Here is a 26,521-nt window from a genome sequence, read left to right as displayed (position 1 = left end):
GATTGGCCAACATTGAAGTTGCGCCAGGTTCCGTCATCGCGAGCAGGCTCGCTCCTACAGGTTTTCAGTCGACGAATAGGTCAGTCATCAACTTGTCGCTGCTGTCAGGCTCGAAGCGGTAGTGTTCAAATTCCGTCACGCCGCTTTCCCGCAATATCTCCTCATCAATCAACAACCGCCCGGTCAGGCTGCGATTTGCGCTGCTCAGGATTACATGGGCGGCATCGGCCATGATCGCCGGCGTGCGCGCATGCTTGAATGATTCCCGTGAGCCAAGTTGGAACTCGATGGCGGCGGTGGCGATCATCGTCTGTGGCCACAGCGAATTGACGCTGATGCCGTAGTTCTTGAACTCCTCGCTCATGCCCAGCGTCAGCATGCTCATGCCGTATTTGGTCACGGTGTAGGGGCTGTATTGGGCGAACCATTTGGTCGCCAAATTCAAGGGCGGTGACAGGTTGAGAATGTGCCCGCCGGTTTTTTTCAGATAGGGCAGGGCGGCCTGGCTGCACAGCAACACGGCGCGGGTGTTGATCTGGTGCATCAGGTCGAAGCGCTTGAGTTCGATGTGCTGGACCCCGGTCAACTTGATGGCGCCCGCATTGTTGATCAGCGCATCGATGCTGCCGAAATGTTCGTTGGCCTGGGCCAGTGCTGCGCGTACCGCGTCTTCCTCGCGCACGTCCACCTGCAAGGCCAGCGCCTTGCCCCCGGCCGCTTCGACTTCCTGCGCCACACTGAAAATCGTACCCGGCAATTTGGAGTGCGGCTCGGCGCTTTTGGCCGCAATTACAATATTGGCCCCGTCACGCGCCGCCCGCAGCGCGATCTCACGACCAATCCCGCGGCTGGCGCCGGTGATGAACAGGGTTTTGCCTTGTAGGGACATGCATACGCTCCTGATTATTGTTATGTGAGCGGATCAAAACGGCTCGCAGACAATGTAGACCAAGAGTTGCGCCACGATCACGGGCACTTTTGTATCGGGAGGGGGCGACAGCGCTTTTTATGTAGCAGCTTGATCGTTCCCACGCTCCGCGTGGGAATGCAGCCCGTGACGCTCCGCGTCGCATTGATGTCCGGTTATGCACCGTGGTGTTGCAGGAACGCGGAGCGTCCCGAGAGTCGTTCCCACGCGGAGCGTGGGAACGATCACTGCGGTCATCGTCTCAGTACCACCGTTGAATCTCAATCAAGCCCTCTTTGCCTGTGTAATCTCGGGCGCTTGAATACCTCCAGTGCTCCGGCAAGTCTACGTACCCGCGCTTCACCGGGTTGTTGTGGATGTAGTCCAGCTTTTGGTGCATCACCGTTTCGCTGTACACCATTTCTGCGTGTGAACCCTCCTGCCAAAGTTGATATACCCGATCCTTCTTATGAGCGCGTTTACAAAAACGCAGGCGTTGCAGCGCACGTTCAGCGCCTTTGCTCTGCAGGTCGTCGATTATTTGCCGGGCGGTAAAGGATTTGAATTGACTGAGACATTTGTTCAAGTCTGGAGCTTCGGCAACAAAGTGCAGATGGTTCTCCAGAACGACATAGCCATACAGTTTTAGATCGTGATGAGTTTGCTGATAGCGCCAGCAATCAAGCAGGTGATCGACGATGTAAGGGCGGATGAACAGCGGCAGCCATTCCATGATCGTGCAGGTCAGGAAGTGCGGTTTGTCGGGTTCGGTGATGGTGTAACGGCTTCGGCCCATGGGTGCATCCTTTGCGCTGGAATGGCTAGGGTGGGCGCGATTTTGTGACGGTACTAGAGGACAGAGCTGCGCAATCAGTGGGAAATTGCGTCACTGCGACACTGATCGTTCCCACGCTCCGCGTGGGAATGCAGCCCGTGACGCTCTGCGTCACAACGCAGGTGAAGCAGGAACGCGGAGCGTCCCAAGAGGCATTCCCACGCGGAGCGTGGGAACGATCATTGCGGCAGACTGGCGTGGTGATCAGCGGGACATGACTTCGCGAATGTCGGCGGCCAGTTCACGGACGCGTTCTTCTTCGGTGTCCCACGAGCACATGAAGCGTGCGCCGCCGTTGCCGATGAAGGTGTAGAAGCGCCAGCCCTTGGCGGTCAAGGCAGCAATTGCAGGTTCAGACAGTTGCAGGAACACGCCGTTGGCCTGTACCGGGAACATCAGTTCCACGCCAGGTATGTCGCTCACCAGTTCGGCCAGCAACTGCGCGCAGTGGTTGGCGTGGCGGGCGTATTTGAGCCAGGCGTCGTTTTCCAGGATCCCGACCCACGGTGCCGACAAAAAGCGCATTTTCGACGCCAGTTGCCCGGCCTGTTTGCAGCGGTAGTCGAAGTCTTCAGCCAGTTTTTCGTTGAAGAACAGAATCGCCTCACCGACCGCCATGCCGTTTTTGGTGCCGCCAAAGCACAGCACGTCAACGCCGGCCTTCCAGGTCAGGTCTGCCGGAGAGCAGCCAAGGAACGCGCAGGCGTTGGAGAAACGCGCACCGTCCATGTGCAGGTTCAGGCCCAGTTCCTTGCAGGTGGCGCTGATGGCGCGGATTTCGTCCGGGGTGTAGACGCTGCCCACTTCCGTCGCCTGGGTCAGGGTCACGACGCGCGGTTTCGGGTAGTGGATGTCCTGGCGCTTGAGGGCCACTTCGCGGATCGATTCCGGGGTCAGCTTGCCGTTTTCGGTGCGGGCGATGAGCAGCTTGGAACCGTTGGAGAAGAATTCCGGTGCGCCGCATTCGTCGGTTTCAACGTGGGCGGTTTCCGAGCAGATCACGCTGTGGTAACTCTGGCACAGCGACGACAGGGCCAACGAGTTGGCGGCGGTGCCGTTGAAGGCGAAGAATACTTCGCAGTCGGTTTCGAACAGTTTGCGGAAATCGTCGGACGCGCGAGCGGTCCATTCATCGTCGCCGTAAGCACGCTGGTGGCCGTGGTTGGCCTGTTCCATGGCCGCCCAGGCTTCAGGGCAGATACCGGAATAGTTGTCGCTGGCGAATTGTTGGCTCTTATCGGTCATGGCCCTGCTTTCCGTGGTCGAGGCGCTTATGGTGAAGCGTCTCGTGGTCAATGATGGTGCGCACTTTACCGAAGATCATCCGGGGAGCACACGCGATGTGTCTGACAGAAAAATACAAAGACGACGGGCAATTATGCACATGAGTCAACGGGATGGGGCACTGGATCTGCTCAAGTGGCTGGCGCTGCTGAGCATGGTGATCGATCACCTGCGATATGTCGGTTACTCCGTCGATTTGCTGTATGTCCCGGGACGGCTGGCGTTTCCGTGGTTTTGTCTGGCGATGGCCGTGAACCTGTCGCGAACCGACGTGGCGACGACGCAAGGTCAATGGCGATATTTCGGCTGGTTGCTGCTGTTCAGTGCGATCAGCGAAATTCCTTACCGAATGTTCATTCCTGATCCCGACACCTTGAACGTGTTGCCCACGCTGGCCCTGGGCCTGTTGGTGGCGCGTGGCTGGCAGCACCAGACGCTGCAATCGCGACTGTTGGCCGCTGCTGCATTGCTGGTGGCGATGCTGTTCTGGCAACGGTTGATGTTCGGCTTCTTCGGTGTGCTATTGCCGTTGGCGATGCTGCTGGTGATCCGGCGGCCCTGGTATTTTGCGCTGTTGCCGGGACTGGTCTGCCTGGCGGCCAACGAATGGCACACGCTGTATTACGCCGCCCGGCTGGGCAACAGCGCGGCCATCCCCGGTATTGTTGCTTGTCTGATTGCGCCATGGTTGGGGCTGGTCCTGTTGCGACACGCAAAAGGCGTAAAACCACCGCCCATGCGCCGCTGGGCGTATGCGCTATATCCCGTGCATTTTTTCCTGCTGCTACTTGTCCGTCAGATCGCTGCCTGACTCCTGTGGGAGCGGGCTTGCCCGCGATGGCGAAGTCAGGTCCAGCAATGATGCCGACTGACACACTGCTATCGCGGGCAAGCCCGCTCCCACAGGGGATTCTTTCAAGTTTGAAGATTGTGTCCGGTCAGGCATTTCGGCTTATGTCGTAAACGCACCTTTGCGTGGCGTCCGTAGGCATTTGACCTGTCTGCGCCGGTCATACCATCGGCATCAAAGGGCACTGCCGTCATGCCAGTGCCTTACCGAGACGAATGGCGCACAGATGCCGCTGGGAGAGACGCGATGTTCAGCAAGCAAGACCAGATCCAGGGTTACGACGATGCACTGCTGGCGGCGATGAATGCCGAGGAGCAACGTCAGGAAGATCACATCGAGCTGATCGCGTCGGAGAACTACACCAGCAAGCGCGTCATGGAAGCGCAAGGCAGCGGCCTGACCAACAAATACGCCGAAGGTTATCCGGGCAAGCGCTACTACGGTGGCTGCGAGCACGTGGACAAGGTTGAAGCCCTGGCCATCGAGCGCGCCAAGCAGTTGTTCGGCGCTGATTACGCCAACGTGCAGCCGCACTCCGGTTCCTCGGCCAACAGCGCCGTGTACCTGGCCTTGATTCAGGCTGGCGACACCATTCTGGGCATGAGCCTGGCCCATGGCGGTCACCTGACCCACGGCGCCAAAGTGTCGTCCTCGGGCAAGCTGTACAACGCCGTGCAGTACGGCATCGACACCAAAACCGGTCTGATTGACTACGACGAAGTCGAGCGTCTGGCCGTCGAGTGCAAGCCGAAGATGATCGTTGCCGGCTTCTCGGCCTACTCCAAGACCCTCGACTTCCCACGCTTCCGTCAGATCGCCGACAAGGTCGGTGCACTGCTGTTCGTCGACATGGCCCACGTCGCTGGTCTGGTCGCCGCCGGTCTGTACCCGAACCCGCTGCCGTACGCCGACGTGGTCACCACCACTACCCACAAGACCCTGCGCGGTCCACGTGGCGGCCTGATCCTGGCCAAGGCCAACGAAGAAATCGAGAAAAAGCTCAACGCCGCAGTATTCCCGGGTGCCCAGGGCGGCCCGCTGATGCACGTCATCGCCGGTAAAGCGGTGTGCTTCAAGGAAGCGCTGGAACCAGGCTTCAAGGTTTACCAGCAACAAGTGATCGACAACGCCCAGGCCATGGCCGGCGTGTTTATCAAACGCGGCTACGATGTAGTGTCCGGCGGCACCGATAACCACCTGTTCCTGGTCAGCCTGATCCGTCAGGGCCTCACCGGCAAAGAGGCGGACGCAGCACTCGGTCGCGCCCACATCACGGTCAACAAGAACGCTGTCCCGAACGATCCACAGTCGCCGTTCGTCACCTCCGGCCTGCGCATTGGCACCCCGGCGGTGACCACGCGCGGCTTCAAGGTGACCCAGTGCGTCACGCTGGCCGGCTGGATTTGCGACATCCTCGACAACCTCGGCGATGCCGATGTCGAGGCCAATGTTGCCCAGCAAGTGTCGGCACTGTGCGCGGACTTCCCGGTTTATCGCTGAGCGCGGTTTTGGAGTAAATGACTATGCAACGCTACTCGGGCTTCGGCCTCTTCAAACACTCCCTCAGCCATCACGAAAACTGGCAGAAAATGTGGCGCACGCCGACCCCTAAAAAGGTCTATGACGTGGTCATCGTCGGCGGTGGCGGGCATGGTCTGGCGACCGCCTACTACCTGGCCAAGGAACACGGCATCACCAACGTGGCCGTGGTCGAAAAGGGCTGGCTGGGTGGCGGTAACACCGCGCGCAACACCACCATCGTTCGCTCCAACTACCTGTGGGACGAGTCGGCGCACCTGTACGAACACGCAATGAAGCTGTGGGAAGGCCTGTCCCAGGACCTGAACTACAACGTGATGTTCTCCCAGCGTGGCGTTTACAACCTGTGCCACACCCTGCAAGACATCCGTGATTCCGAGCGTCGCGTCAGCGCCAACCGCCTCAACGGCGTGGACGGTGAACTGCTCGATGCCAAACAAGTGGCCGACGAGATTCCGTACCTCGACTGCTCGAAAAACACCCGCTACCCGGTGATGGGCGCCACCGTCCAGCGTCGCGGTGGCGTGGCCCGTCACGATGCCGTGGCGTGGGGCTTTGCCCGTGCCGCCGACGCCTTGGGCGTGGACCTGATCCAGCAGACCGAAGTGATCGGTTTCCGCAAGGAAAACGGCGTGTGCATCGGTGTTGAAACCAACAAGGGCTTCATCGGCGCCAAGCGCGTCGGCGTGGTCACCGCCGGTAACTCCGGGCACATGGCCAAACTCGCCGGTTTCCGTCTGCCGATCGAATCCCACCCGCTGCAAGCGCTGGTGTCCGAGCCGATCAAGCCGATTATCGACAGCGTGATCATGTCCAACGCCGTGCACGGTTACATCAGCCAGTCCGACAAGGGCGACCTGGTGATCGGCGCCGGTATCGACGGCTACAACGGCTACGGCCAGCGCGGTTCGTACCCGGTGATCGAACACACCATCCAGGCCATCGTCGAGATGTTCCCGGTCTTGTCCCGCGTACGCATGAACCGTCAGTGGGGCGGCATCGTCGACACCACGCCGGATGCCTGCCCGATCATTTCGAAAACCCCGGTACCGAACATGTTCTTCAACTGCGGTTGGGGCACCGGCGGCTTCAAAGCGACACCTGGCTCGGGCAACGTGTTTGCCGCAAGCCTGGCCAAGGGTGAAATGCACCCATTGGCCGCACCTTTCTCCATCGACCGTTTCCACAACGGTGCGTTGATCGATGAACACGGCGCTGCTGCGGTTGCCCACTAACAAAGGCCCCATGAAAACTACTGCGCTCGGCAATACGGCGTTAAAAACAGGCTCGAAATGCTCACTTAGTAAACTAAGCTCCGCTTTCTCGCCTGTTTTTGCCTTGTCTTGCCTTCGCTCGCTACGTTTTCACGGCGCTTGATAGGAGAAATCCCCATGTTGCATATCTTCTGTCCTCACTGCGGCGAGTTGCGCTCCGAAGAGGAATTTCATGCATCCGGCCAGGCGCACATCCCGCGTCCACTGGACCCGACCACCTGCACCGACGAGGAGTGGGGCGACTACATGTTCTTCCGCGATAACCCTCGCGGTCTGCACCACGAACTGTGGGATCACGTTGCCGGTTGCCGTCAGTACTTCAACGTCACCCGCGACACCGTGACCTACGAGATTCTGGAAACCTACAAGATCGGCACGAAGCCGCAGTTCACCGACAAGACTGAAAGTCCGAAAGCGGCCGCGCAGGCTCTGGGAGCGAAGGTATGAGCCAGATCAATCGCCTGTCCAACGGTGGACGGATCGACCGCAACAAAGTCCTGAGCTTCACCTTCAACGGCCAGAGCTACAAAGGCTTTGAAGGCGACTCGCTGGCCGCAGCCCTGCTGGCCAACGGTGTGGATATCATCGGTCGCAGCTTCAAGTATTCCCGTCCGCGCGGCATCTTCGCTGCCGGCGCCGAAGAGCCGAACGCCGTGCTGCAAATCGGCGCGACCGAAGCTACGCAGATTCCGAACGTGCGCGCCACGCAACAGGCGCTGTACCAGGGCCTGGTCGCCACCAGCACCAACGGTTGGCCGAGCGTGAACAACGACATGATGGGGATTCTCGGCAAGGTCGGCGGCAAGCTGATGCCGCCGGGCTTCTACTACAAAACCTTCATGTACCCGCAATCGTTCTGGATGACTTACGAGAAGTACATTCGTAAGGCCGCCGGTCTTGGCCGCTCGCCGACCGAGAACGATCCGGACACCTACGACTACATGAACCAGCACTGCGACGTGCTGATCGTCGGCGGCGGCCCCGCTGGCCTGGCCGCTGCACTCGCTGCCGCGCGCAGCGGTGCCCGTGTGATCCTCGCTGATGAGCAGGAAGAGTTCGGCGGCAGCCTGCTCGATTCCCGTGAAAGCCTCGACGGCAAGCCTGCTGCCGAATGGATCGCCAGCGTCATCGCCGAGCTCAAGGACACCCCGGACGTGCTGCTGTTGCCGCGCGCCACGGTCAACGGTTACCACGACCATAACTTCCTGACCATTCACGAGCGCCTGACCGATCACCTCGGCGATCGCGCACCGATTGGCCAGGTCCGCCAGCGCATCCACCGTGTTCGCGCCAAGCGTGTCGTTCTCGCGACCGGCGCTCACGAACGTCCACTGGTTTACGGCAACAACGACGTGCCGGGCAACATGCTCGCCGGCGCTGTGTCGACCTACGTACGTCGCTACGGCGTGGCACCGGGCAAAAAACTGGTGCTGTCGACCAACAACGATCACGCCTACCGCGTTGCTCTGGATTGGCTCGACGCCAGCCTGCAAGTGGTGGCCATCGCCGACGCCCGCAGCAACCCGCGTGGCGCACTGGTGGAAGAAGCCCGCGCCAAAGGCATTCGCATCCTCACCGGCAGCGCCGTGATCGAAGCCCGTGGCAGCAAGCACGTGACCGCTGCTCGCGTGGCGGCGATTGATGTGAAAGCTCACGCCGTGACCAGCCCTGGCGAGTGGCTCGATTGCGACATCGTAGCCAGCTCCGGCGGTTACAGCCCGGTGGTTCACCTGGCTTCGCACCTGGGTGGCAAACCGATCTGGCGTGAAGACATTCTCGGTTTCGTACCGGGCGAAGCACCGCAAAAACGCGTGTGCGTCGGTGGCATCAACGGCGTCTACGGCCTTGGCGATTCCCTGGCCGACGGTTTTGAAGGGGGCGCTCGCGCCGCTGCCGAAGCCGGGTTCCAAATGGTCGAAGGCGTACTGCCCAAAGCCCTGAGCCGTCTGGAAGAGCCAACACTGGCGCTGTTCCAGGTGCCGCACGAAAAAAACACCGCACGGGCGCCGAAGCAATTCGTCGACCTGCAAAACGACGTCACCGCTGCCGCCATCGAACTGGCGACCCGCGAAGGTTTCGAGTCGGTTGAACACGTCAAGCGCTACACCGCACTGGGCTTCGGTACGGACCAGGGCAAGCTCGGCAACGTCAACGGCCTGGCCATCGCCGCCCGTTCGCTGAACGTGACCATCCCGCAGATGGGCACCACCATGTTCCGCCCGAACTACACGCCGGTGACTTTTGGCGCCGTGGCCGGTCGTCACTGTGGGCACATCTTCGAACCGGTCCGTCACACCGCGCTGCATCACTGGCACGTGAAAAACGGCGCTGAATTTGAAGATGTCGGTCAGTGGAAACGCCCTGGTACTTCCCGAAAAACGGTGAAGACATTCACGCCGCCGTGAAACGCGAATGCAAAGCCGTGCGCGACAGCGTCGGCCTGCTGGACGCCTCGACCCTGGGCAAAATCGACATTCAGGGCCCGGATTGCCGTGAGTTCCTCAACCGCATCTACACCAACGCCTGGACCAAGCTCGATGTGGGCAAGGCGCGTTACGGCCTGATGTGCAAAGAGGACGGCATGGTCTTCGACGACGGCGTAACCGCTTGTCTCGCCGACAACCATTTCGTGATGACCACCACCACCGGCGGCGCTGCACGCGTGCTGCAATGGCTGGAAATCTACCACCAGACCGAATGGCCGGAGCTGAAGGTGTACTTCACTTCCGTGACGGATCACTGGGCAACCATGACCCTGTCCGGGCCGAACAGCCGCAAGCTGCTCAGCGACGTCACCGACATCGACCTGAGCAACGAAGCGTTCCCGTTCATGACCTGGAAAGAAGGTCTGGTCGGCGGTGTTCCTGCGCGGGTGTTCCGGATTTCGTTTACCGGTGAGCTGTCCTACGAAGTCAACGTACAAGCCGACTACGCCATGGGCGTGCTCGAGAAAATCGTCGAGGCCGGCAAGCAATACAACCTGACGCCGTACGGCACCGAGACCATGCACATCCTGCGGGCCGAGAAGGGCTTCATCATCGTCGGTCAGGACACTGACGGCTCGATGACCCCGGACGACTTGAACATGGGCTGGTGTGTCGGTCGCACCAAACCGTTCTCGTGGATTGGCCAGCGTGGCATGAACCGCGAAGACTGCGTGCGTGATCAACGCAAGCAACTGGTGGGCCTGAAGCCGATCGATCCAACCAAATGGCTGCCGGAAGGTGCGCAACTGGTGTTCAACACCAAGCAGGCGATCCCGATGACCATGGTCGGTCACGTCACCTCCAGCTACTTGCACAACTCCCTCGGCTATTCGTTTGCCATGGGCGTGGTGAAGGGCGGCTTGAAGCGCATCGGTGAGCGAGTGTTCGCACCGCTGGCCGATGGCAGCGTGATCGAGGCGGAAATCGTTTCTTCGGTGTTCTTCGATCCGAAAGGCGATCGCCAGAACGTGTAACACCACAGTCCCCTGTGGGAGCGGGCTTGCCCGCGATGAACGATAACGCGGTGCCACAGGCAGACCGAGTTGCTCCCATCGCGGGCAAGCCACGCTCCCACAGGAAATTGAATTCAGGAACAGGTGCTTTATGACCGCAGCCAATGTTTACCAACAACGCCCGACCACTGGGGCCAAGGCCGAGTCGTCGCTGCATCACGCAGGCCTGCAAAGCCTGGTGGGCAAGGGCCGTAAAAATGCCGGCGTGACCGTGCGTGAGAAAAAACTCCTCGGCCATCTGACTATTCGTGGTGATGGCCATGACGCCGCGTTTGCCGCTGGCGTACACAAGGCGCTGGGCATCGAACTGCCGGGCGCACTGAGCGTCATCATCAAAGGCGAAACCAGCCTGCAATGGATGGGGCCGGATGAGTGGCTGCTGATCGTCCCGACCGGTGAAGAATTCGCCGCCGAGAAAAAATTGCGTGAAGCGCTGGGTGACCTGCACATCGCAATCACCAACGTCAGCGGCGGCCAGCAGATTCTTGAACTGAGCGGCCCGAACGTACGTCAGGTGCTGATGAAATCCACCAGCTACGACGTGCACCCCAACAGCTTCCCGGTGGGCAAGGCTGTCGGCACCGTGTTCGCCAAGTCGCAACTGGTAATCCGTCATACCGCCGAAGACACCTGGGAACTGCTGATCCGTCGCAGTTTCTCGGATTACTGGTGGTTGTGGTTGCAGGATGCGGCGGCCGAATACGGGCTTAGTGTTCAGGCCTGAAGAACGCTGAACTCCCTGTAGCAGCTGCCGCAGGCTGCGTTCGGCGACGAAGTCGTCGTGAAACTTGCGGCAGTATTTTTTCAGACGGATCCGGGATTCAGGGTTTACGACGACTTCGTCGCCGAACGCAGCCTTCGGCAGCTGCTACACGGGCCAGGTTGCCCACAAAAAGGAGTCACCGCACTATGAGCCGCGCCCCAGACACATGGATTCTGACCGCCGACTGCCCAAGCATGCTCGGCACCGTGGACGCGGTGACCCGCTTTCTGTTCGAGCAGGGCTGCTACGTCACCGAACACCATTCCTTTGATGACCGGCTCTCGGGCCGTTTTTTCATTCGTGTGGAGTTTCGCCAGCCCGACGGCTTCGATGAACAGTCGTTTCGCGCAGGTCTTGTCGAGCGCGGTGACGCCTTCGGCATGCTCTTCGAGCTGATACCGCCGCACCATCGACCGAAAGTGGTGATCATGGTCTCCAAGGCCGATCACTGCCTCAACGATTTGCTCTATCGCCAACGCATTGGCCAGTTGTCGATGGACGTGGTCGCCGTGGTCTCCAATCACCCGGACCTCAAGCCGCTGGCCGACTGGCACCAGATTCCGTACTACCACTTCCCGCTGGACCCGAACGACAAGCCGTCACAGGAGCGTCAGGTCTGGCAGGTGATCGAAGAGTCCGGCGCCGAACTGGTGATTCTCGCCCGCTACATGCAGGTGTTGTCCCCGGAGCTGTGCCGCAAGCTCGATGGCAAGGCGATCAACATTCATCACTCCCTGCTGCCCGGTTTCAAAGGCGCCAAGCCTTATCACCAGGCCTACAACAAGGGCGTGAAACTGGTCGGCGCGACGGCGCATTACATCAACAACGACCTGGACGAAGGGCCGATCATTGCCCAGGGCGTGGAGGCTGTTGATCACAGTCATTACCCGGAAGATCTGATCGCCAAGGGGCGGGATATCGAAGGGCTGACCCTGGCCCGGGCCGTGGGTTATCACATTGAGCGGCGGGTGTTTTTGAACGCCAATCGCACCGTCGTTCTTTAGATCGCCATCGCGGGCAAGCCCGCTCCCACAGGGTTTGGGTCGTTCACAAACCTTGGGCCCACCCAGATCCACTGTGGGAGCGGGCTTGCCCGCGATGAGGCCAAAACAGACAACGTAAGACAAACAGCAATAACCCGAGCAATCAACGCGCCGCCGACCCATGGCGACGCGACCGCTACATAAAAACAACAGCGAGGTGAAAGCATGTCTGGCAATCGTGGTGTGGTGTATCTCGGCAATGGCAAAGTCGAAATACAGAAAATCGACTATCCAAAAATGCAGGACCCGCGCGGCAGGAAGATTAATCACGCTGTCATCCTGCGTGTGGTGTCCACCAACATCTGTGGTTCCGACCAGCACATGGTGCGCGGCCGTACCACCGCTCAGACCGGTTTGGTGCTGGGCCACGAAATCACTGGCGAAGTCATCGAGAAGGGCAGCGACGTCGAGAACCTGCAGATCGGCGACCTGGTTTCCGTACCGTTCAACGTGGCTTGCGGGCGCTGCCGTTCCTGCAAGGAAATGCACACCGGTGTCTGCCTCAGCGTTAACCCGGCCCGTCCAGGCGGTGCTTATGGTTATGTCGACATGGGCGACTGGACCGGCGGCCAGGCCGAATACGCGATGGTGCCGTACGCCGACTTCAACTTGTTGAAACTGCCGGATCGCGATCGCGCGATGGAAAAAATCCGCGACCTGACTTGCCTCTCAGACATCCTGCCGACCGGTTACCACGGCGCCGTGACGGCCGGTGTCGGCCCAGGCAGCACCGTGTACATCGCCGGTGCCGGCCCGGTCGGCCTGGCCGCGGCGGCTTCTGCTCGCCTGCTGGGTGCTGCGGTGGTAATCATCGGTGACGTCAACACCGTTCGCCTGGCGCATGCCAAGGCTCAAGGTTTTGAAATCGCCGACCTGTCCCTGGACACCCCGCTGCACGAACAAATCGCTGCATTGCTGGGCGAACCGGAAGTGGATTGCGCCGTCGACGCCGTCGGCTTCGAAGCCCGCGGTCATGGCCATGACGGCGTGAAACACGAGGCTCCGGCCACCGTGCTCAACTCGTTGATGGGCGTCGTGCGTGTTGCTGGCAAGATCGGTATTCCGGGCCTGTACGTGACGGAAGATCCGGGCGCTGTCGATGCCGCCGCAAAAATGGGCAGCCTGAGCATCCGCTTCGGTCTGGGCTGGGCCAAATCCCACAGCTTCCACACTGGCCAGACGCCGGTGATGAAGTACAACCGCCAACTGATGCAGGCGATCATGTGGGACCGTATCCACATTGCCGATATCGTCGGTGTTGAAGTCATCAGCCTGGACGACGCGCCACGTGGTTATGGCGAGTTCGATGCGGGCGTGCCGAAGAAATTTGTGATCGATCCGCACAAACTGTTCAGCGCGGCGTAAGCCTCCACGCAAAACAAAACGGCGACCTTCGGGTCGCCGTTTTTTATGGCTGAGATGATCGTTCCCACGCTCTGCGTGGTAACGCCTCCTGTGACGCTCTGCGTCACGCTTTGGGACGCGGAGCGTCCCGGGCTGCATTCCCCACGCGGAGCGTGGGAACGATCATTAAAGGGCCGCCAACGCTCCTTGATATAGAACGGGTCCCGTTGGTTGCCCCGTCGGCGAACCACCCTTCGGCTCAAGACTGACCGCCAACGCAATCGGTTTGCCAATCAGCGCCTTCTGCACGTCGCTCAGTTCAACCTTGCCTTTACCGCCCGCCGGAATTACCCCAAGGGAAATCGGCTTGCCATCCGCTGGAATCGCCCACAGCTCCAGACTTCGCCCCGGATCAACCGCTGCCAGCGTCAGCGGCTCAACGTTCAAATAATCCTCATGCGCTTCAACCTTCAGCGCAGGCTGCGCGTCGGCAGTCAGCAGCGTGGCGCTGTAGCGCGCACTGTCGCGGTTATAAATCACACCCAACGTCACGGCGATCACCAGCGAGCAAACCGCCGCCGTCACTCGTAACCAGCTCCAGAACTGACGTTTTTCCGGCATGTGCAGCACTTGCGGCTCAATCCGCGCCGTAATTCCCTGCCATACCCGATCTGGCACCGGCTGCTCGGGCAGCGCTTCGGTCAAACTGGCCAGGCTTTCCTGCCACTGCGCTAATTCCGCACGAAGCGCCGCGTCTTCCAGCAACAGCTGTTCGAAACGCCGACGAGCGGCAGAGGGCATCAAGCCAATGGCGTAATCGGCGGCGAGGGCGCGGCGCAGGGTCGGGGTTTGATAGTTCATGATTCAAGGCACCTGCGCAGTCGCTCCATACCGCGGCGGATCCAGGATTTCACCGAGCCCAACGGCGCGGCCAGGTGTTCGGCGAGCTCAGAGCAGGACAACCCCTGAAAGTAAGCCACGGTGATCGATTGACGCTGCATGCCGTCGAGGCTTTCCAGGCAGCGGTTCAAGGCGTTGGCCTCACGGGCACTGCTGAGTTGTTCGTGGGCCGATGGGCTTTCATCCACCAGCGCCTGTTCTTCAAGGTCACTCAACGGCCGGTCGCGGTGTTTGCGCAACTGATCGATCGCCTGATGACGGGTGATGTTGATCATCCAGGTCAGCGGTGCCGACAGATGCGCCTCGTAGCGCGAGGCGTTGTTCCAGATGCGCACGAAGCTTTCCTGCAGCACTTCTTCAGCTAGATCCGGCCGCCCCATGAAACGCAGCGCTACGCCATGCAGCCGTGGGCCGACGCTGCGGTAAAGCGTCTCGAAAGCGCGGCGGTCACCCAGTGAACACTGGGCCAACAACTGCCTGAGCTGATCGGCGTCGGCGGTGGAAATAGCAGTTCTCCAGACAGTCGAGGGTGCGGTGGTGGGCTGCGTGCGGGGCCGGTTGCAGGCAGAGGTTAGTTCACTGCGTGCGGTTGTTCCATTCACGGCCGGACACCTCGAAAGACCCGCCGACCCCGATGGACGGGGTCGGCGGTATGGCTCAGCTTTTCGGCATCAGCACTTTGTCGATGACCTGAATCACGCCGTTGGACTGGTATACGTCGTAGGTGGTGATGTCGGCGACGTCACCTTTTTCATCCTTGATGGTGATGTTGTGCGGGCCGTTCATCGTCGCCCAGAGCTTGCCGCCGGCAACGGTGGTGAGCTCGGTCTTGCCGCCGCCGGCCCTGATCTTCTCGGCGAGGGTCTTCATGTCGAGCGTGCCGGCGACCACGTGGTAGGTCAGGAGTTTGCTCAACGCGGCTTTGTTTTCAGGTTTGAGCAACGTGTCGACCGTCCCGGCGGGCAGCGCGGTGAAGGCCGAGTTGACCGGGGCGAACACGGTAAACGGACCTTTGCCTTTGAGGGTCTCCACTAAGCCTGCGGCTTTCACGGCGGCGACCAGGGTGGTGTGGTCGGCGGAGTTCACCGCGTTATCGATAATGTCCTTGCTCTGCATCATGCTTTGGCCGCCGACGATAACAGAGTGGCTCGTGTCTGCCGCTTGCACGGTGTTCAGGACGAGTCCGCCACCAAGGGCCAGGGTCAGCAGGCTGGCAATCAACGGCGTTTTGATCGATGTGTGTTTCATGGTGATGATCCTCGTGAAGGGAATCGGCCAGGATTGTCTGTCCGTGCTTGATATACGCGGGCGGGGCCAGACTGGATGCAGCGCCGGTGCATTCTTTTTCGACTGTTCGTCAGGGGATCGCCAAGGCTTGGAACAATCCCCCGGGATGCCAGTCCAAACCACAGTTTTTCGCCGCCCATTGCCGGGTGGTTTTCATGGCACATGAGGATGTCTGGATGAAGATTTCACGCGGTTTTGCACTGGCTTCGCTGATGTGTCTGGCGGCCAGTCCGGTCTTTGCTCAGTTCAGCCTGTTCGATGCGGCCAATGCCCTTTCCGGCACGCAGGCCGATGACGCCGCCGCGTCCGCGCCGACTGCGACGACCGCGCAGACGGCCGGTCTGCTGAGTGCCCTCAGCCAGTTAAACGTGACGCCAGAACAAGCCATTGGCGGTGCCGGGGCGATGCTCGGTCTGGCGAAGAATCAATTGAGTTCGACCGACTACTCGGAGTTGTCCAAAAGCGTGCCCGGAATCGACTTACTGTCCGGTGGCGGTGAACTGGGTGTCCTCAGCGGCTTGCTTGGCTCGTCCGGTCAAGCGGCAGGTCTGGGCAACGTCTTGGGCAACGTGAATAACACCAACGACCTGAACAGTGCCTTCAGCGCGTTGGGCATGGACACTGGCATGATCGGCCTGTTTGCCCCCGTGCTTCTGCAATTTTTTGGTCAGCAGGGCGTCGGCGGGTCGTTGCTGACAAACCTGGGCGGGATCTGGGGCGCAGGCACCGGTACCTGATTCAGCGGCGTTCGGCGCGCAAGGCATCGATGCGCTGGTCCTTTTCGATCCAGAGCTGGTTGACCCAGTTCTGGATGGTTTCGCGAAACAGCGGATCGTTTTCGTAATCACCCTGCCACAACGCCGGGTCGAGTTCGCGGGTCTTGATGTCGATGATGACCCTCGGCACGCCACCGCTGATCAAATCCCAGAACCCCGGAATCGTCGGTTGCGGGTACACCACCGTCACATCCAGGATGGCGTCCAGCTGTTCACCCATCGCTGCCAGCACAAACGCCACCCCGCCGGCCTTGGGGCGCAGCAGGTGAGTGAAGGGTGATGGCTGCTGGGCACTTTTTGCTGCGGTATAGCGAGTGCCTTCCAGGTAATTGACCACTGTAACCGGCTGACGCTTGTACAACTCGCATGCCGCTTTGGTGATCTCCAGATCCTTGCCGGCCAGTTCCGGATGCTTGGCCAGGAAGGCCTTGGTGTAGCGCTTCATGAACGGATAATCCAGCGCCCACCACGCCAACCCCAGGAACGGCACCCAGATCAGCTCTTTCTTGAGGAAGAATTTGAAGAACGGCGTGCGGCGATTCAGTGTCTGGATCAATGCCGGGATATCGACCCAGGATTGATGATTGCTGATCACCAGGTAAGAGGTGTCGATGCGCAGGTCATTGCCGCCCCGAATGTCCCATTGCGTGGGGATGCACAGGCGAAAGATCAGCTTGTCGATTTCGGCCCAGGTTTCGGCAATCCACATCACCACCCAGGAGGCGTAATCGCGAAAGCGTCCGGACAGGACCAGTTTGAGCAGGGCAAACACCATCATCGGTCCGATCAGGACCAAGGTGTTGAGCAACAGCAGCAGGGTAACGAAACAGCCGGTGAGCAGGCGGCGCATAAGTAACTCTTGGAATCCTTTGGGCGCGCCATGATAAGCAGCTTCGGGCGACAGGCCAAATCGGCGGTGACGAATGTTTCACGATTGGCCCGATATGCTTGAGCGAAATTGGATCTGCCAAGCTGTTGTGCTGATTGATCCGGCCCCATCGCGAGCAAGCTCGGCTCCCACAAGGTTTCGTTGCGTACCCCCAATCCACTGTAGGAGCCGAGCTTGCTCGCGATGCGATCTCAGGAACGAACGAATTGCTCGCTGACGGTCTAAAATGCCGCTGCCCACTCCTCAAGGAAGCCCATTACGTGAAATCCCTCCTCGCACTGCTTTCCCTTGTGGCCCTGCCAGTCCTGGCCGCCGAGCCGACCCTGTACGGGCGTTACGAATACATCGCGCTGCCGGAAATCGGTGGCGAGGTGCTCAAGGCCAAGATGGACACCGGTGCCCTGACCGCGTCGCTGTCGGCCCGGGACATCGAAACCTTTACCCGTGATGGGGAAGAATGGGTGCGTTTCCGCCTCGCCACCAAGGATGCGAGCAACAAGGTCTACGAACACAAGGTCGCGCGGATCAGCAAAATCAAGACGCGCTCCGAGGAAGAGGACGACACTGACGTGGTCGAGCCCTCCAAGCGCCCGGTGGTCGATCTGGAACTGTGCCTGGGCAACGTCAAGCGCACCGTGGAGGTCAACCTGACTGACCGCAGCAGCTTCAACTACCCTTTGTTGATCGGCGCCAAAGCCTTGCGTGAGTTCGGCGCGGCGGTGAACCCGGCACGCCGTTTTACCGCCGACAAACCCGACTGCTGATTTCAGTTGGTCCGATTGACGTGTCGTGAGCCTTGGGGCACCGTTCGCCCACATCTTTGCCGGGCCAGGACGCCATGCCTCATATCTTGATTGTCGAAGACGAAGCGGCGATTGCCGACACCCTGATTTTCGCGTTGCAGGGTGAGGGCTTCACCACGACCTGGCTGAGCCTTGGCGCGGCAGCGCTGGACCATCAGCGCGCCACGCCGGCCGATTTGATCATTCTCGACATCGGTTTGCCGGACATCAGCGGCTTTGAGACCTGCAAGCAATTGCGCCGTTTCAGCGATGTGCCGGTGATTTTTCTCAGTGCCCGCGATGCCGAAATCGATCGTGTGGTGGGTCTGGAAATCGGTGCCGACGATTACGTGGTTAAACCGTTCAGCCCACGAGAAGTGGCCGCTCGGGTCCGGGCGATTCTAAAACGCATGGCCCCAAGAGCGGTGGCCGAGGTCCCATCGGCGCTGTTCCGCATCGACAGCGAACGGGTGCAAATCAATTACCGTGGCCAAGCGCTGAGCCTGACCCGCCACGAATTCCGCTTGCTGCAATGCCTGCTGGAACAACCCGAGCGGGTGTTCAGCCGCGAGCAATTGCTGGATGCACTGGGCATCGCCGCCGATGCCGGTTACGAGCGCAGTATCGACAGCCACATCAAGAGCGTGCGCGCCAAATTGCGTCTGGTGCGGGCGGACGCCGAGCCGATCCAGACCCATCGCGGCCTCGGCTACAGCTACAGCCCGGGGCACAGCTGATGCCGCTGGGAATCCGGATTTTCCTGGTCTACGTACTGTTCATCGGCCTGACCGGTTATTTCGTGCTCAACACCGTGATGGAGGAAATCCGCCCCGGTGTGCGCCAGTCCACCGAAGAAACCCTGGTCGACACCGCCAACCTGATGGCCGAAATCCTGCGCGATGACTTCAAGGCCGGCACCCTCAACCAGAATCGCTGGCCGCAGCTGCTCAAGGCGTACGGCGAGCGGCAACCGAAGGCGAGCATCTGGGGCTTGCCGAAAAATCAGGTCAACCATCGCATCTACGTCACCGATGCCAAGGGCATTGTGGTGCTGGACTCCAGCGGCATGGCGGTGGGGCAGGATTACTCACGCTGGAACGATGTCTACCTGACCCTGCGCGGCGAATACGGTGCACGCTCCACGCGCAGTGATCCGAACGATGCAACCTCCTCGGTGATGCACGTCGGCGCGCCGATCCGCGACAACGGCCAGATCATCGGCGTAGTCACCGTGGCCAAGCCCAACAGTTCGTTGCAGCCTTATGTCGATCGTACCGAGCGACGATTGCTGGCCTATGGCGCCGGGCTGATCGGTCTCGGCCTGGTGTTTGGTGCGTTGTTGTCGTGGTGGTTGAGCGCAGCGTTGCGACGGTTGACGGCTTATGCACAAGCGGTGAGTGAAGGCCGACGGGTCGAGGTTCCACACTATCGCGGCGGTGAACTGGAGCAACTGGCGACAGCGGTGGAACAGATGCGCACGCAGCTCGAAGGCAAAGCCTATGTCGAGCGTTATGTGCACACCCTGACTCATGAGTTGAAGAGCCCGTTGGCGGCGATTCGCGGTGCGGCGGAATTGCTGCAAGGTGAAATGCCATTGGCCCAGCAGCAGCGGTTCGTCAGCAATATCGACAGTGAAAGTGTGCGGATGCAGCAGTTGATTGAACGGCTGTTGAACCTGGCTCAGGTCGAGCAGCGTCAGGGGCTGGAAGAGCGTGTAGAGGTGTCGCTGGCCGGGTTGGTGGATGAATTGTTGAAGGCCCAGGCGGCGCGGATCGAAGGCAAGCAGTTGCGGGTGGAGCAACGGATTCCGGCTGGTCTTGCTTTGACTGGCGAGCCGTTTTTGTTGCGCCAGGCATTGGCCAATTTGCTGGAGAACGCACTGGATTTCACCCCGGCCAAGGGGCTGCTGCGATTCAGTGCCGAGCCGGTTGGAGAGCAGATCGAGTTCAAACTGTTCAACCAGGCCGAGGCGATTCCCGACTATGCGTTGCCGAGGTTGAGTGAGCGGTTCTACTCATTGCCGCGCCCGGACAGCGGGCGCAAGAGCACCGGGCTCGGTCTCAATTTTGTCGAAGAAGTGGTCAAGTTGCATGGCGGGTCGTTGAGCATCGGCAATGTCGACGGTGGGGTTGAAGTGACGTTGCGCATGGCTTAGGGCCGACCCAGTCTCCACATAATCTCCACATTCCCCCCATAAATCCCCCACACAGCCATCCCAGACTCTCCCCATCCAAACAGGGAGAGTCCCATGAACCGAAGCCTGACCCTAAAACTGGGGGCGATTGCCCTTCTGATTCTGTTGTTACTGATCCCGCTCTTGATGATCAACGGCGTGATCCAGGACCGCCAGCAACTGCGCGACGGTGTGCTCGAAGACATCGCCCGCAGTTCCAGCACCAGCCAACAACTGAGCGGGCCGTTGATGGTGGTGCCCTATCGCAAAGTGGTGCGCACCTGGAAGCTCAACCAGAAAACCAACCAACGCTATCAGGAGGTCGGCCTGGAGCGCGGCCGCCTGTATTTCCTCCCGGAGCGTTTCGAGCTTGATGGCCAGATTCAGACTGAACTGCGCTTGCGGGGTATTTACGAGGCGCGCCTGTTCCATGCGGACAACCACATCAGCGGGCATTTTTCGATTCCGGCGCAATTGGGCATCAAGGAAGACTTTGCTGATTATCAGTTCGACCAGCCGTTTTTGGCGGTGGGCATCAGCGACATTCGCGGCATCGAAAACGCCTTGAAACTGGACCTGAACGGCCAGCCTCTGGACTTCGTACCGGGCAGCCAGGTGGGCTGGCTGGGGGAAGGTGTGCACGTGACGCTGCCGGCGCTGGACACAAAACAAGCCTCTGAACTGGCCTTCGGATTCGACCTGCGTTTGCAGGGCACCGGCCAGTTACAGGTGCTTCCGGTCGGGAAAACCAGCCAGGTGTCTTTGACTGCCAACTGGCCCCATCCAAGTTTTATCGGCAATTTTCTGCCGGCCCAGCGTGAGGTGAACGATCAAGGTTTCACCGCCAACTGGCAGACCTCGTTCTTCTCCACCAACTTGCAGGAAGCGCTGAACAGTTGCGTGTCGGGCGGTGGTTGCGAGGCGTACAACGGGCGCAGCTTCGGCGTGAGTTTCATCGACCCGGTGGATCAGTACCTCAAGAGTGATCGTGCGATCAAATATGCCTTGCTGTTCATCGTGCTGACGTTCGCCGGTTTCTTCCTGTTCGAAGTGTTGAAAAGCCTGGCGGTGCACCCGGTGCAATATGCATTGGTCGGCGTGGCATTGGCCTTCTTCTACCTGTTGCTGCTGTCGCTGTCCGAGCACATCGGTTTTGCGCTGGCGTATCTGTTGTCGTCCGCCTGTTGTGTGTTGTTGATCGGGTTCTATGTTTGCCATGTGCTGCGCAGCGTGCGCCATGGCTTGAGTTTTTCGGCGGGGTTGGCGGCGTTATACGGCGTGCTCTATGTATTGTTGAGTGCCGAGGACTATGCGCTGCTGATGGGCTCGCTGTTGCTGTTCGGGTTGCTGGGCGTGTTCATGGTGCTGACCCGCAAGCTGGACTGGTACGGGATCGGTCAGAAGACGGCCAAGCCACTGGAGTTTGACTTGGGGGCGGTGCAATGAGCCGGTCGATCGGGTTACGGGAGGATCAGCGGGAAGGGGAGGTGTTGGCGACGCTGATTTTTGAGCTGTTTCCATTAGATCAGGTGTGGTGCCATCGTCGGAACGCCGCCCGGAGCCGGCTCACTCCTACAGGGGATCTCCAGTGGACTCAAATTCTGTGTACACCAACGATCAAACTGTAGGAGCGACGGTGCGACGATTCGACCTGCTCGCGATGAGGCCGGAACAGTCAGCGAAGATCTAAACCTTGGGCATCGTCGCGATCATCGAAGGCCGCTGGCTCACTTCGAAATACCACGCCGCCAATTGCGGGTTCGCCTCGCGCCATTCCAGGTCCGGATGGCGCAAGTCGATGTAGCCCAGCGCACAGGCAACGCTGATCGCCGCGACGTCGAAATGGCAGGTCAGCTCGGCAATCGCGTCTTTTTCCAGCAGCGCCAATGCGCGACGAATCTTGTCGCGCTGGGCATCCAGCCACTCGTCCCAGTGTTTCTCCGGGGCGCGCAGGACCCGCTCATAACGCACCATCACCGAGGCGTCCATGATCCCGTCGGCCAGGGAGGCCAGGGTCAGGCGCCGCCAGCGGGCCGAACCTTCGCGCGGGATCAGCGGGTTGCCGACGTGTTGGTGATCGAGGTAATCGAGGATCACCCGGCTGTCATGGATGATGTTGCCGTCGGCCAGGCGCAGGGCCGGGATTTTGCCCAGCGGGTTGTCTTCGTTGAGCGTCAGGTCCGGGTTGACGGGCGTGAGCACGCAATCTTGCAGTGCCACGCGACCGGTCTGACCGGTTTCGTGCAGCAGCACCATGACTTTACGAACGAAGGGCGATAAAGCGTTGTGGTACAGGGTCATGCTGGGGGCGGACATGGCAACGTCTCGGTCTGGGTCAGTGTCGGCCAGCATAGCGCGTTGTTGCGTGAGCTCAAGATGGGAGCGGATTCGCTCCCATAAAAGCTCAGCGGCGTTGCAACAGGCCGCGCAGCGCGAGAAAAGCGGGAACGCCCAGGCCAAGCCAGCTCAACGCGTCCCACACGCCATCGCCCAGCAACGCGGCGAACAGCCCGGCCGCGCTGAGCAGGGCGATGACCGTCGGCGTGCCGAAAACTTTCCAGAAGTTTGATTGCCTGGGCTTCATGCGTTCACCTGCTCGCGTTCGAGAGCGGGTTTTACCGCTTTGCGCCGCACCACCCACAGGTAAACCCCGCTGCCGAGCACGATGATGGTCAGCACATCGAGGGTCGCCCAGAGGATCTTCATCGGCATGCCGCCGTAATCGCCGAAATGCAGGGGTTGTGACATGCCCATGGCGTCCATGTACCACGGCCGTTCCGCCACGGCGGTGACTTGCAGGGTGGTCGCGTCGATCAGCACCGGTGTCAGCAGGTGCGACGTCAGGTGCGTGCTGCCTTTCATGAACACCGCGTAATGGTGTTCGCTGGAAAACCGCGTGCCGGGGAAGGCGATGAAGTCTGGCGCCATGCCCGGTGCAACTTCCTCGGCAATGTCGAGCAGGCGAGTCGCCGGCGCGAGGTGCGTCAGCGGTGGAGCGTCGCGGTACGGGGCGACCATCGCGTTGAGGCTGTCGTTGCGCCAGGCGGCAATCAGCAGGTCGGCACAGGCGCTGATAACGCCCGTCACACCGACGACCAACGCCCAGGTCAGCGTGACCACACCGATCAAATTGTGCAGATCAAGCCAGCGCAGACGAGTGGATTTGTCCTGGCGCACGGTGGCGAACGTCAAGCGACGCATGAACGGCAAATAGAGCACCGTTCCGGAGATGATGGCGACCACAAACATCAGGGCCATGAACGCCAGCAGCAACTTGCCCGGCAGGCCGGCAAACATGTCCACGTGCAGGCGCAGCATCACCATCATGAAGCCGCCGTTGGCCGATGGCGTCTCCAGGGCTTCACCCGTGCGGGCGTCGAGCATGAAGGTGTGCGACGAGTTCGGCTCGGTGCCCGCGGTGGCTGCCATGATGGTCAGCACGGCGTTGGGTTCATCGTCCTCGAAACCGAAATACTGCAACACCTCGCCGGGGCGATGTTTTTCGGCGGCATGAACCAACTGCTGCAGATTCAGGTGCGGGGTGTCCGCCGGCATTTCTTTCAGCTCAGGGGCATCGCCCAGCAAGTGGTCGATCTCGTGGTGGAAGATCAACGGCAAGCCGGTCAGCGCGAGCATCAGCAGGAAGACTGTGCAGATCAGGCTGGTCCAGGTGTGGACAGCCGACCAGCGACGAATTGTTTTACTTTTCATTTCCAGACCTCCAGAAATACCAAAGCCGTCCTGAAGAGGACGGCCTGGCCGTGGGGCATGTCAGGTCAGACGATTACCACTTGTAAGTTGCACTGGCGACGACGCTGCGCTGGTCGCCGTAGTAGCAGTAGAAACTGTCGCACGTGGAGATGTAGTCCTTGTTGAACAGGTTGGTGGCGTTCAGTTGCAGGGACGCGCCTTTGAGGGTGTTGTCCAGGCGGCCGAGGTCGTAATGAACCGCGGCATCGAACACGGTGTAGGCGTCAGCCTTGCCCAGTTCGGTGTTGGCCTGGTCGCCGTAGGTGTTGCCGGTGTAGCGAACACCGCCACCCACGCCGAAACCGTCCAGCACGCCGTTGTGCCAGGTGTAATCAGTCCACAGCGACGCCTGTTGGTTAGGCATCAGTTGCAGGCGATTGCCCTTGAAGTCGCCATCTTGAACTTCGGATTTGGCCAAGGTGTACGCGGCGATCAGCTTGAGGTTTTCGGTCACGTCGGAAACCGCTTCCAGCTCCAGGCCTTTGACTTTGACTTCACCGGTCTGGCTGGTGATCGGCGTACCGGCAACCGTGGTGGTAACCGAGACGTTTTTCTGGGTCAGGTCGTAGATCGCAGCGGTCAACAAGGTGTTGCTGCCCGGTGGTTGGTACTTGATGCCCAGTTCCCACTGTTTGCCTTCGGTGGGTTTGAACGATTCGGTGGACGAGGCCGCAGCACCAGTCGTTGGCTGGAAGGATTCGGCGTACGACAGGTAGGGCACGAAGCCCGAGTCGAACACATAGCTGATCGCCGCGTTGCCGCTGAAATTCTTGTCGCGCTCGGTGTTGGTGGCGTCGCCCTTGTTGAAGAACTTGGTGCCGGTGTGGACCCAGTCCTCACGTCCGCCGAGGGTCAGGCGCCATTGGTCGAGCGCCATTTGATCCTGCACGTAGGCGCCGGTCTGGTAGGTCTTCTGATCGTAATCGTAGAACGCGGTGGAGCGGTCCGGACGCTGGATCGGCAGGCCATGGATCGGGTTGTTGACGTTGATCGGCGGCGCGCTGCCGAAGATCGAGAGGTAGTTGGTGTTGCTGCGCTGGTGATCGAGGCCCAGCAGTACGGTGTGACGCACGTCGCCGGTGGCGAAGTCGGCCTGGAAGTTGTTATCCACGGCGAACTGGCTGATGTCTTCGTCGACACTGGTGGTGGTGCGACCCACATTGCCAGCGTCATCAACCTGGGTGAACGGATACGAGCCAACGGTGACGGCCTGGAACGACAGATCCGTCTTGGTGTAACGCAGGTTCTGCCTGAATTGCCAGACGTCGTTCAAGCGATGCTCGAACGCATAACCTAGCGCGTAGTAGGTGCGGTCGTAATATTCCCAATCCGGATCGCCCAGGTTCTTGTGATGGGAAATGTCGCCGAACGGCATGTCGATTTTAGTGCCTTGCACCGGCAGGAACTGGCTGGTGATGCCGGTATCGTCGCGGGTGAACTGGGTCAGCAAGGTGAACCGGGTGTCGTCGTTGATGTTCCAGGTCAGGCTCGGCGCAATGTTGTAGCGCTTGTTCTCGACGTCGTCGATCTGCGTGTCGCTGTCGCGCACCACACCGCTCAGGCTGTAGAGAAACTCGCCTTCGTCATCGATTTTGCCAGTGCTGGCGAAGTTGATCTGGCGCTGGTTGTAGTTGCCGTATTGCAACTGGATTTCGTGGCTGTCTTCAGCGGTTGGACGGCGGCTGACCATGTCCAGCAGGCCACCCGGAGGGGTCTGGCCGTAAACCGAGGACGCCGGGCCGCGCAGCAGGGCCAGGCGATCGAGGTTCCAGGTTTCCTGTTTCGGGGTGGCGTACGTGCCTTTAGGCAGTGGCAGGCCATCGAGGAACTGGGTCGGTTCAAAACCACGAACGCGCAGCCAGTCGGCACGGGTGTCGCTGCCGTAGCTGCTGGCGGTGATGCCGGGCAGGTAGCGCACGGCGTCATCGAGATTCTGCACATTGCGATCGTCCATCTGCTCGCGGGTGACGACCGAAATCGAGCGCGGTGCTTCGAGCAGCGAGGTGTCGGTTTTGGTGCCGGCGGCGGTGCGAGTCGCCAGGTAGCCGTCTACCGGGCCCCAGGCGCTTTCGGTGTTTTGCGTGCCGATGACGGCAGTTTCCGGCAAAGCCAATGTGCCCTCGGGCGTGGCGACCAGGCTGTAGGTGCCGGCGCTGCTTTGTTCCAGTTGCAGGCCGGTGCCGCGCAAGGCTTCACGCAAGGCAGCGGGAGCGTCGAACTGGCCCTTCACCGGTGCCGAGGTCTTGCCTGCCGCCAGCGATGGGTTCAACGACAGCGCCAGACCGGCCTGACTGGCGATCTGATTCAGGGTGCTGGCCAATGGCGCGGCCGGCAGGTTGTAGGCGCGAACGCTGGAGGCCTGTTCAGCGGCGATCAGCTGGGAGCTGGCCAAAGGGCTGCAAAGGGCTATGGCGACGGCCAGCAAGCTGGGGCGCAACAGGGTGTCTAGCAAACGGGACATACAGCGGCTCCTGAATGGAAATATTTCTCAATTGCTTAGGTGCCGCACGAGAATCGAAAAGTGATAGGGCTGGATGAAAATAATTTTGATTCAGCAATTGATCGTTCCCATGCTCTGCTTGGGAATGCCTCAATGGACGCTCCGGATGTGACGCAGAGCATCACG

General features: G+C 60.3%; 23 protein-coding genes and 1 pseudogene. 13 read left to right on the top strand and 11 right to left on the bottom strand.

What is annotated here, in order from left to right; all coding sequences use genetic code 11:
• Positions 1-64 precede the first annotated feature (64 nt).
• From AB4N76_RS11625 to AB4N76_RS11615, 3 genes are all read right to left on the bottom strand, one after another.
• Entirely contained in the window at positions 65-889 is an 825-nt protein-coding gene (locus AB4N76_RS11625; protein ID WP_046029879.1) for an SDR family oxidoreductase, read from the bottom strand.
• Between the two features lie 280 nt (positions 890-1,169).
• A complete protein-coding gene (locus tag AB4N76_RS11620; protein WP_046029880.1) occupies positions 1,170-1,703 on the bottom strand; it encodes an REP-associated tyrosine transposase in 534 nt (177 codons plus the stop codon).
• 243 nt (positions 1,704-1,946) lie between these two features.
• Positions 1,947-2,987 carry a threonine aldolase family protein gene (locus AB4N76_RS11615; protein WP_046029882.1) on the bottom strand — a complete coding sequence of 347 codons (1,041 nt, stop codon included), beginning with the start codon at positions 2,985-2,987 and terminating at the stop codon, positions 1,947-1,949.
• 133 nt (positions 2,988-3,120) lie between these two features.
• Between AB4N76_RS11615 and AB4N76_RS11610 the strand changes: the two genes are divergently transcribed.
• The 8 genes and pseudogenes from AB4N76_RS11610 (at position 3,121) to fdhA (ending at position 13,359) form a co-directional block, all read left to right on the top strand.
• Positions 3,121-3,837 carry a TraX family protein gene (locus tag AB4N76_RS11610; RefSeq protein ID WP_077431145.1) on the top strand — a complete coding sequence of 239 codons (717 nt, stop codon included), beginning with the start codon at positions 3,121-3,123 and terminating at the stop codon, positions 3,835-3,837.
• A gap of 285 nt (positions 3,838-4,122) precedes the next feature.
• Positions 4,123-5,376, top strand: a complete 1,254-nt coding sequence (gene glyA, locus AB4N76_RS11605) for a serine hydroxymethyltransferase (protein ID WP_046029886.1) — start codon at positions 4,123-4,125, stop codon at positions 5,374-5,376.
• A 23-nt stretch (positions 5,377-5,399) separates the two neighbouring features.
• Positions 5,400-6,650, top strand: coding sequence for a sarcosine oxidase subunit beta (locus AB4N76_RS11600; protein ID WP_007947735.1), 1,251 nt, complete (start codon positions 5,400-5,402; stop codon positions 6,648-6,650).
• A 156-nt stretch (positions 6,651-6,806) separates the two neighbouring features.
• Entirely contained in the window at positions 6,807-7,136 is a 330-nt protein-coding gene (locus AB4N76_RS11595) for a sarcosine oxidase subunit delta (protein WP_007947734.1), read from the top strand.
• Positions 7,133-10,149, top strand: a pseudogene (locus AB4N76_RS11590) (sarcosine oxidase subunit alpha). The gene AB4N76_RS11595 and the pseudogene AB4N76_RS11590 overlap by 4 nt, the downstream one beginning before the upstream one ends.
• A gap of 130 nt (positions 10,150-10,279) precedes the next feature.
• A complete protein-coding gene (locus AB4N76_RS11585) occupies positions 10,280-10,912 on the top strand; it encodes a sarcosine oxidase subunit gamma (RefSeq protein WP_046029889.1) in 633 nt (210 codons plus the stop codon).
• A gap of 185 nt (positions 10,913-11,097) precedes the next feature.
• On the top strand, positions 11,098-11,955 hold the full coding sequence (purU, locus tag AB4N76_RS11580) for a formyltetrahydrofolate deformylase (RefSeq protein WP_046029891.1): 858 nt from the start codon (positions 11,098-11,100) through the stop codon (positions 11,953-11,955).
• 204 nt (positions 11,956-12,159) lie between these two features.
• Positions 12,160-13,359, top strand: a complete 1,200-nt coding sequence (gene fdhA, locus AB4N76_RS11575) for a formaldehyde dehydrogenase, glutathione-independent (protein WP_007947729.1) — start codon at positions 12,160-12,162, stop codon at positions 13,357-13,359.
• 165 nt (positions 13,360-13,524) lie between these two features.
• On the opposite strand, the gene AB4N76_RS11570 is transcribed toward fdhA, so the two are convergent.
• From AB4N76_RS11570 to AB4N76_RS11560, 3 genes are read right to left on the bottom strand one after another with little or no spacing between them, the layout of a single operon-like run.
• A complete protein-coding gene (locus tag AB4N76_RS11570) occupies positions 13,525-14,199 on the bottom strand; it encodes an anti-sigma factor (protein ID WP_046029892.1) in 675 nt (224 codons plus the stop codon).
• Positions 14,196-14,840 (bottom strand): RNA polymerase sigma factor, encoded by a 645-nt coding sequence (locus AB4N76_RS11565; RefSeq protein ID WP_077431148.1) that lies wholly within the window; start codon positions 14,838-14,840, stop codon positions 14,196-14,198. The genes AB4N76_RS11570 and AB4N76_RS11565 overlap by 4 nt, the downstream gene beginning before the upstream one ends.
• A 55-nt stretch (positions 14,841-14,895) precedes the next feature.
• Entirely contained in the window at positions 14,896-15,486 is a 591-nt protein-coding gene (locus AB4N76_RS11560; RefSeq protein ID WP_460164473.1) for a fasciclin domain-containing protein, read from the bottom strand.
• Positions 15,487-15,701: 215 nt separating this feature from the next.
• On the opposite strand from AB4N76_RS11560, the gene AB4N76_RS11555 reads away from it, so the two are divergent.
• Positions 15,702-16,262, top strand: a complete 561-nt coding sequence (locus tag AB4N76_RS11555; RefSeq protein ID WP_046029896.1) for a DUF2780 domain-containing protein — start codon at positions 15,702-15,704, stop codon at positions 16,260-16,262.
• A gap of 1 nt (position 16,263) precedes the next feature.
• On the opposite strand, the gene AB4N76_RS11550 is transcribed toward AB4N76_RS11555, so the two are convergent.
• On the bottom strand, positions 16,264-17,151 hold the full coding sequence (locus AB4N76_RS11550; RefSeq protein ID WP_046030060.1) for an acetyltransferase: 888 nt from the start codon (positions 17,149-17,151) through the stop codon (positions 16,264-16,266).
• Between the two features lie 299 nt (positions 17,152-17,450).
• On the opposite strand from AB4N76_RS11550, the gene rloA2 reads away from it, so the two are divergent.
• The 4 genes from rloA2 (at position 17,451) to creD (ending at position 21,591) form a co-directional block, all read left to right on the top strand.
• Entirely contained in the window at positions 17,451-17,954 is a 504-nt protein-coding gene (rloA2, locus tag AB4N76_RS11545) for a retropepsin-like aspartic peptidase RloA2 (protein WP_046029899.1), read from the top strand.
• Between the two features lie 74 nt (positions 17,955-18,028).
• Positions 18,029-18,709, top strand: a complete 681-nt coding sequence (gene creB, locus AB4N76_RS11540; RefSeq protein ID WP_046029900.1) for a two-component system response regulator CreB — start codon at positions 18,029-18,031, stop codon at positions 18,707-18,709.
• A complete protein-coding gene (creC, locus tag AB4N76_RS11535) occupies positions 18,709-20,127 on the top strand; it encodes a two-component system sensor histidine kinase CreC (protein WP_460164472.1) in 1,419 nt (472 codons plus the stop codon). The genes creB and creC overlap by 1 nt, the downstream gene beginning before the upstream one ends.
• A 93-nt stretch (positions 20,128-20,220) precedes the next feature.
• Complete coding sequence (gene creD / locus AB4N76_RS11530; protein ID WP_077431153.1) at positions 20,221-21,591, top strand: cell envelope integrity protein CreD; 1,371 nt, start codon at positions 20,221-20,223, stop codon at positions 21,589-21,591.
• A 240-nt stretch (positions 21,592-21,831) separates the two neighbouring features.
• Here creD and AB4N76_RS11525 read toward each other — a convergent pair whose 3' ends face one another.
• From AB4N76_RS11525 to AB4N76_RS11510, 4 genes are all read right to left on the bottom strand, one after another.
• Positions 21,832-22,461 (bottom strand): glutathione S-transferase family protein, encoded by a 630-nt coding sequence (locus tag AB4N76_RS11525; protein WP_460164471.1) that lies wholly within the window; start codon positions 22,459-22,461, stop codon positions 21,832-21,834.
• An 88-nt stretch (positions 22,462-22,549) separates the two neighbouring features.
• Positions 22,550-22,729 carry a hypothetical protein gene (locus AB4N76_RS11520; RefSeq protein ID WP_046029906.1) on the bottom strand — a complete coding sequence of 60 codons (180 nt, stop codon included), beginning with the start codon at positions 22,727-22,729 and terminating at the stop codon, positions 22,550-22,552.
• Complete coding sequence (locus tag AB4N76_RS11515) at positions 22,726-23,856, bottom strand: PepSY-associated TM helix domain-containing protein (protein WP_460164470.1); 1,131 nt, start codon at positions 23,854-23,856, stop codon at positions 22,726-22,728. Before AB4N76_RS11515 ends, AB4N76_RS11520 begins: the two co-directional genes overlap by 4 nt.
• A gap of 73 nt (positions 23,857-23,929) precedes the next feature.
• A complete protein-coding gene (locus AB4N76_RS11510; protein ID WP_046029909.1) occupies positions 23,930-26,356 on the bottom strand; it encodes a TonB-dependent siderophore receptor in 2,427 nt (808 codons plus the stop codon).
• Positions 26,357-26,521 lie beyond the last annotated feature (165 nt).

This window comes from Pseudomonas sp. S2_F03 (assembly GCF_054668335.1).
This window is presented reverse-complemented; position numbering and strand designations above follow the sequence as displayed.

Coding starts and splice junctions, on each gene's coding strand:
- AB4N76_RS11625 (WP_046029879.1), bottom strand. CDS start 889: ATGTCCCTACAAGGCAAAACCCTGTTCATCACCGGCGCCAGCCGCGGG.
- AB4N76_RS11510 (WP_046029909.1), bottom strand. CDS start 26,356: ATGTCCCGTTTGCTAGACACCCTGTTGCGCCCCAGCTTGCTGGCCGTC.
- AB4N76_RS11515 (WP_460164470.1), bottom strand. CDS start 23,856: ATGAAAAGTAAAACAATTCGTCGCTGGTCGGCTGTCCACACCTGGACC.
- AB4N76_RS11525 (WP_460164471.1), bottom strand. CDS start 22,461: ATGTCCGCCCCCAGCATGACCCTGTACCACAACGCTTTATCGCCCTTC.
- creC (WP_460164472.1), top strand. CDS start 18,709: ATGCCGCTGGGAATCCGGATTTTCCTGGTCTACGTACTGTTCATCGGC.
- fdhA (WP_007947729.1), top strand. CDS start 12,160: ATGTCTGGCAATCGTGGTGTGGTGTATCTCGGCAATGGCAAAGTCGAA.
- AB4N76_RS11570 (WP_046029892.1), bottom strand. CDS start 14,199: ATGAACTATCAAACCCCGACCCTGCGCCGCGCCCTCGCCGCCGATTAC.
- AB4N76_RS11520 (WP_046029906.1), bottom strand. CDS start 22,729: ATGAAGCCCAGGCAATCAAACTTCTGGAAAGTTTTCGGCACGCCGACG.
- purU (WP_046029891.1), top strand. CDS start 11,098: ATGAGCCGCGCCCCAGACACATGGATTCTGACCGCCGACTGCCCAAGC.
- AB4N76_RS11610 (WP_077431145.1), top strand. CDS start 3,121: ATGCACATGAGTCAACGGGATGGGGCACTGGATCTGCTCAAGTGGCTG.
- AB4N76_RS11620 (WP_046029880.1), bottom strand. CDS start 1,703: ATGGGCCGAAGCCGTTACACCATCACCGAACCCGACAAACCGCACTTC.
- AB4N76_RS11595 (WP_007947734.1), top strand. CDS start 6,807: ATGTTGCATATCTTCTGTCCTCACTGCGGCGAGTTGCGCTCCGAAGAG.
- glyA (WP_046029886.1), top strand. CDS start 4,123: ATGTTCAGCAAGCAAGACCAGATCCAGGGTTACGACGATGCACTGCTG.
- AB4N76_RS11555 (WP_046029896.1), top strand. CDS start 15,702: ATGAAGATTTCACGCGGTTTTGCACTGGCTTCGCTGATGTGTCTGGCG.
- AB4N76_RS11550 (WP_046030060.1), bottom strand. CDS start 17,151: ATGCGCCGCCTGCTCACCGGCTGTTTCGTTACCCTGCTGCTGTTGCTC.
- AB4N76_RS11615 (WP_046029882.1), bottom strand. CDS start 2,987: ATGACCGATAAGAGCCAACAATTCGCCAGCGACAACTATTCCGGTATC.
- AB4N76_RS11560 (WP_460164473.1), bottom strand. CDS start 15,486: ATGAAACACACATCGATCAAAACGCCGTTGATTGCCAGCCTGCTGACC.
- creD (WP_077431153.1), top strand. CDS start 20,221: ATGAACCGAAGCCTGACCCTAAAACTGGGGGCGATTGCCCTTCTGATT.
- AB4N76_RS11600 (WP_007947735.1), top strand. CDS start 5,400: ATGCAACGCTACTCGGGCTTCGGCCTCTTCAAACACTCCCTCAGCCAT.
- AB4N76_RS11585 (WP_046029889.1), top strand. CDS start 10,280: ATGACCGCAGCCAATGTTTACCAACAACGCCCGACCACTGGGGCCAAG.
- creB (WP_046029900.1), top strand. CDS start 18,029: ATGCCTCATATCTTGATTGTCGAAGACGAAGCGGCGATTGCCGACACC.